Consider the following 523-nt stretch of genomic DNA (forward strand, 5'->3'; position numbering starts at 1 on the left):
CGCATCTAGAACCACTCAGTAGTTGCATGATTTCTTTAATACCAACGCCACTATCACTCTGATATTTCAATTGTGAGGGAAGCGAGAATACTTGGCACATGTCTTCTTGAGTCAATCGAATAAGTGCGTTGCCATCTTGTGAGCAGTGTCTATCGAAACGATCAATAACTAGAGCTTTCATTCCTTCAACTTTTAAGATCTCAATCTTTGGAACTTGGAAGCCCATTGCTTCTGCAAGTTTTATACAGAAATACTCATTTTCAACGCTCCCCGTCATATCAAGTGTTGCCGCTGGCTGCTGAATAAAGCCGATCGGAAATTTGAGAATGTGAGTGCTTGGGTAATCCAAACTGGGTAAAAACCAATCATTTTTGATTTTAAGAAGCGCAGTTTTCTCTTGCGCCCCAGATATTGTGAAGCGGAAGTCGTGCTTATTGGACATGCCAAGAGGGAACGGATACTCATGAGCCGTAACTATATCGTGTCAATTACGAACTGAAAGTGGTTCCAGCCGCGTTGAAGC

1 protein-coding gene is annotated in these 523 nt (G+C 42.4%); it reads right to left on the reverse strand.

What is annotated here, in order from left to right; translation table 11 throughout:
• A partial coding sequence (locus R7Q09_RS28245) for a HipA domain-containing protein (protein WP_318144221.1) occupies positions 1 to 442 on the reverse strand: 442 nt, incomplete at its 3' end.
• Positions 443 to 523: the final 81 nt, after the last annotated feature.

Source organism: Vibrio sp. 2130-1 (genome assembly GCF_033339515.1).